The organism is Moorena sp. SIO3B2 (assembly GCF_010692525.1).
In the GTDB taxonomy this organism is placed as follows: domain Bacteria; phylum Cyanobacteriota; class Cyanobacteriia; order Cyanobacteriales; family Coleofasciculaceae; genus Moorena; species Moorena producens.
Window position 1 is genome coordinate 1 of record NZ_JAAHHE010000406.1, and the last position, 5,094, is coordinate 5,094.

Annotated in this window: 3 protein-coding genes; 1 reads left to right on the forward strand and 2 read right to left on the reverse strand. The window is 45.8% G+C overall.

Annotated elements, in window-relative coordinates; genetic code table 11:
* Positions 1 to 101: 101 nt before the first annotated feature.
* Both chrA and F6K38_RS34750 read right to left on the reverse strand, forming a co-directional pair.
* Positions 102 to 1,340, reverse strand: a complete 1,239-nt coding sequence (chrA, locus tag F6K38_RS34745; protein WP_287359660.1) for a chromate efflux transporter — start codon at positions 1,338 to 1,340, stop codon at positions 102 to 104.
* Positions 1,341 to 1,350: 10 nt separating this feature from the next.
* Entirely contained in the window at positions 1,351 to 2,361 is a 1,011-nt protein-coding gene (locus F6K38_RS34750; protein WP_287359661.1) for a sulfotransferase family protein, read from the reverse strand.
* Between the two features lie 1,209 nt (positions 2,362 to 3,570).
* On the opposite strand from F6K38_RS34750, the gene F6K38_RS34755 reads away from it, so the two are divergent.
* The coding region (locus tag F6K38_RS34755) for a beta strand repeat-containing protein (protein ID WP_502709630.1) at positions 3,571 to 5,094 on the forward strand (1,524 nt) is incomplete at its 3' end.

Sequence of the window (5,094 nt, forward strand, 5' to 3'; positions counted from 1 at the left end):
ACCTCTTGCCCACCCTACAGGGTCTTAAAGATTTTTAAGGGAGGTGATCCGCTGTTCCCTGTTCCGGTGATCCGCTGTTCCCTTTGCTATAGCAACCCATTCTAGATTGAGTAAAGTACTAAGCCGAAAATTCCAGCAATCGGGATAATGAACAGCACCTTCACGCGGAACCGCCACATGGCAACTAAGGCTGCGGCAAAGATCACCAGGCTGCCAACATGAAATTCAGCACTCCCAGCTACTACAATAGCAGCGGTAATGATCATGCCAATCACGGCAGGACGAATTCCTGTGAGCGCCGCCTGAATGACTGTAGATTCTTTGATATGTTTCAATAAGTGGGAACAGGTTACCATCAGCAGTCCTGGTGGTAAGAAAATCCCTACTGTTGCTACTATTGCTCCCGAAATCCCTTTCACCACATAACCGATGAAGGCAGCGCTGATCAGAATTGGTCCAGGAGTAATTTGCCCGATTGCGATCGCATTAGCAAATTCTGTCTGAGTCACCCAACCGTAAGTATTCACTACCACTTCTTGAATCAGGGGAATGAACACGTAGCCTCCACCAAATAGCATCAGGCTCATTCCGGAAAATGTCACGAATAGTTTCCCGAGGCTGGTTTCCCCCAAAAATGGTAGGGGAATCAGAGAAAGCAACAGAAAACTCAGGAGGATCACGAAGGTGACTGAGAGCTTCAGCCAGGAAATCCCCTCAATTGACTCCTGAATCGGTTGAGCTTGAGAACTCTCCTGTCCCGACTGCTTAGTGTCACCTAAGCAAAGCCATCCTACCAATCCAGAACCCACCACCACTAGCACAGTAATGTAGAATCCTCCTACTACCTTGAGTAGGACTGCCGCTATTAAAGCAATCAGTAGTTCCCGCCAGCCTTTGATCGCTTTTTTGCTCATGCGCCTGGCGGCACTCAAGATAATTGCTGCTACCGCAGGAATAAATCCTGCAAACGCTTTTTGAAGTGCTGGAATTTCCCCGGCCTGGAGATAAGCAATGGTTAGACCAATTACCAGGATAAAAGAAGGGAGCAACACACCAATAGCACTGACTACAGCCCCATTAGTCCTCCCCAAGCGATAGCCCACATAGGCTACTACATTAGCAGCAACTGGACCAGGTAAAACAGTGGCTAAGGAAATGCCGTCCAGCATATCTTCATGGGTGAGGAGTTTGTGCCGCCGCACCATCCGATTCTCCACTACGGAAATCAGAGCCATGAAACCGCCAAACGCTGTACTTCCGATCTTGAAAAAGTTCCAAAACAGAAACCAAAGGGATACCGACTCGGAATTTTCCGAGTTTACATGCAGTTTTTTTAACATAGTCAGTTCTTTAAGCCACTACGGTCTGACGTGCTTTAATCTCTTTGAGCAGAGTGGCTTGGCGATCCCGTCGCTTTAAGTCCTCAGGATCCATCGTTTGGCGTACTTCTGCTTTCAAGCTTTGGTTAATCGCATTAAATTTAGCGATCGCACTGCTGCTGAATTTGATTTCTTTGCCTTTAAGAATTCCAACCCGTTCGTAACCGAGAGCATCAAGTACATCTCCCGCCACCAATTCAAAAATCAGGATTTCCTCATCCGTAGCTTCCTGGAGAAACTTCTTAGTGTTTTGCTTAATTACAGGTTGCGTGACATTACTCCATAGGGAGCTAGAAGTGGCAGCATTCGAGGCTTCCTGGGATTGATGGAAATCCAGCATCTCAGGAGTATAGTGTACGCCTAGGAAATTACACAGATCCTGCAGGGTAGTCTCAGGAGAGCTGATTAGGGTTTCATAACTGATACTGAAAAACCTCTCGGGACTTAGGCGAGAGCGCATCTGGAGTGCTAAACCCTGGGCTTTTGCCCATTCTTGAGCAATATGGTAGAAGTGCTTTTCCCCAACCACTGCCTTTTTAAAAGAAACCGCCACATCTCGACCATCCCGGTACAAATAGATAAATTTAGCGTTTTCCAAGTAAGCGGTAATCTCTGGCAGGTAGTAAACGTTGGCTAAACTTTTGCAACACCATTGCTGTGCTCCCCAAGTTTGTGCCATAATATCGTAAACAGAGGCAAATATCGCCACCAAAGACCGCTCTCGGCAAAGGGAAATGACTTCCTTTGTATCTAAATTCACACCCTCCCAAGGAACGGGATTGAGTTCCACTAAACGACACACATCATTGACTAAGAGGGTAAAGGTGTCCGTTTGACTCAAATCCCCATAGCTAGGTAGTAATGGCATCATCCGCTGCAATATGTGAGGGGAGTGGGGAGCAGCGAGATCACCAATCTGATTCAACATCAGGCGCAATAAATTAGAGCCTGAGCGTTGGGTGCCGATCATAAAAATAGACATAACTTTGAGCTATCCTCATCACTGAATTCCAATTGCTGACCTTGATCACCGATTAAGTAGAAGCAGCCATCAGAAAACGTTGTGGTTGCAATGCACCACAATAAAAGCTTGGTCTTCACCAAACCAACTCTCCCTAGCTGTGAGTGGAGCGGTGTCTAGCTGACTAACCGTAAGCATTCAGCTATTAGCATTCAGCTATCAGCATTCAGCTATCAGCATTCAGCTATCAGCATTCAGCTATCAGCATTCAGCTATCAGCATTCAGCTATCAGCATTCAGCTATCAGCATTCAGCTTATGAGCTACGTCACAGGTTTCTAGCCTGTGCCACAAAGCAGACGGCACCTCAAGTAGCGTGAGCTAAAAGCTCACGGCTGACGGCTGTTCACGTAGCGTGCGCGTAGCGCATATGCTTACAAATTGTTTAACAACCGATCAGCGGGTTTATATCTTGGTTGTAAACAAAATTATTGCCGGAAAAGGCATGCATGTAAGAGGTAAAAGGCAAGAGGGGAAAGATATCCGGAGTTTTATTGGAGAATAAAAAAAGACCTCCTATGTTTACATCTGATTTATAAAACCTATAAACCAGATCACACCTTCGTTAACTGATTACCCGATCCGGGGTAACAGCCGAAAATTAAGCACTATCACTAAAGTAGATAGGCTAAATGATTGAAATTAAGACTGTAGGTTAATGGGGTGATGGGAGAATAACACGCTTGTTAAGCCAAATGTGATAGGAATTACTTTATAAATGAAGCAAAACTGAAGCAAAACTGAGAAAAAAAGCAAAACTGAGACAACTGAGACAAAAACTGAGACAACTATTATTCCAACTTATGCTATATAGCGCCTCTGAATAGGATTAATTTCATCGGTTGATGGCTCAACCTGAGATTAGTCTGAGAAAAATATAAGCTCACCCTGGGCTAAGTATGAAAAAAATTATACAACTAAACCTAGTTAAAATAACTGAGCTAAAAAACTGATACAAAAACTGAGACATTAGGCTCTGATCCGAATGCCATTGTAGAAATATAGACACCTTAGCGACTAGACAACAGCGCTAATGCCCTGTTAAAACCGATGGTTTTTGCCTAAGGGTCAATGTTTGCCTGAGGTTACACACACTACACTGGTCTATTGCCGGTAGACCAGTGTTTACTTCCAGTCTCAACTTAATTCACTTGCATTCGGAGGAATTTCGATGTCAAACACTTTTATTCCCACTGGAGAAACTCTAACCGACCCAGTAATACTACCCGGAGTAGGGGATTCCTTAACCGTATTCGGTACATTGGATGTTGATGGTAGTGCTGTTGATATCACTGGCACTAATGCCAGCATCTTTAACGCAGAAACAGGCACAATTGATGGTAGCTTCAATGGTGTCAACTTCGTTAATGGTGGTGTTTCTTCTGGCACATTAACCAACCAAGGCTTGATTACCAGTGATAGTCGTCCCGTCAACATCGGTGGTCAGAACATCAAGGTTGATAACTTAGCCCAGATTATCTCCTCTGCCAGTCCTCGGGATGGTGTCGTTTACGCTGACCAGACCGCTACATCCTATGATATTTTCAATGGTCCTGATGCTGTAATTGATGTGGGTGAGGGGAATGATGGAGATGCCATTTCTCTACAACTCGGTGCTAATGTCACAGGCAGTGTGGTTAATCAAGGTACGGTGACCGGACGTGGTGTGCCGGTGGGTAACAACCAAGCTACTGCGATTCGCCTCAGACAGGGTACTGACATCGGAGGAGCGGATGTCTCAGTCTTCAATGGTGATATTGTCAATGAAGGCACTTTGATCTCAGAAACTGATAGTGGTATCCTGATTGAGTCGGGAGTAGAACTCAATGGTACCATCGTTAACAACGGTACGATTGATGGTGCTTTCAACGGCGTCAGCTTTGCCAATGGCGGTACCTCTTCTGGCGCGCTGCAAAATTTCGGTACTATCACTAGTGCTAGTCGTGCCGTAAATATCGGTGGTCAAGATATTAGCCTTCAAAACTTCGGTCAGATTCTCAGCTCTGCCAGTCCCCGGGATGGTGTGGTTTACACTGACCAGAGTGCGCTTTCCTACTCGATTGTCAACGAAAGTAGTGGTCTGATCGATGTGGGTGAAGGAAATGATGGGGATGCCATTTCTCTACAACTCGGTGCTGATGTCACAGGTAGTGTGATTAATCGGGGTACGGTGATCGGACGTGGTGTGCCGGTGGGTAACAACCGAGCTACTGCTGTTCGCCTCAGACAGGGTACTAATACTGACCTCTCAGTCTTCAATGGTGATATTGTCAATGAAGGCACCTTGACCTCAGAAACTGATGCGGCACTGCTGATTGAGGACGGAGTCGAACTCAACGGCGAAATCATTAATAGGGGCACTATCAACGGTGGTGTTGTTGCAGGCAGCCCTCAGGTGGGTATTGATGTTCAGGATGCTGAGGGTGACGTAACTATTGTTAACCAAGGTACTATCAACGGCGATGTTCTACTCAGTGCTGGTGATGATACCTATGATGGGATCGCAGGCACTGTTAACGGTACTGTTTTCGGTAATGAGGGCAATGATACTCTGATTGGTGGTAGCGCTAATGATGTCTTGAACGGAGGGGTTGGCAATGACTTGTTAACTGGCAATTCCGGTGCAGACATCTTCGCCTTCGGCAGTGAAATCTTCCAAGACGGTCTCCAGGACTTTGACCAAATCACTGACTTT

What these genes read in the sequence shown, in the direction of transcription:
- chrA (WP_287359660.1), bottom strand. Translation starts at nt 1,340, where the DNA reads ATGTTAAAAAAACTGCATGTAAACTCGGAAAATTCCGAGTCGGTATCC.
- F6K38_RS34750 (WP_287359661.1), bottom strand. Translation starts at nt 2,361, where the DNA reads ATGTCTATTTTTATGATCGGCACCCAACGCTCAGGCTCTAATTTATTG.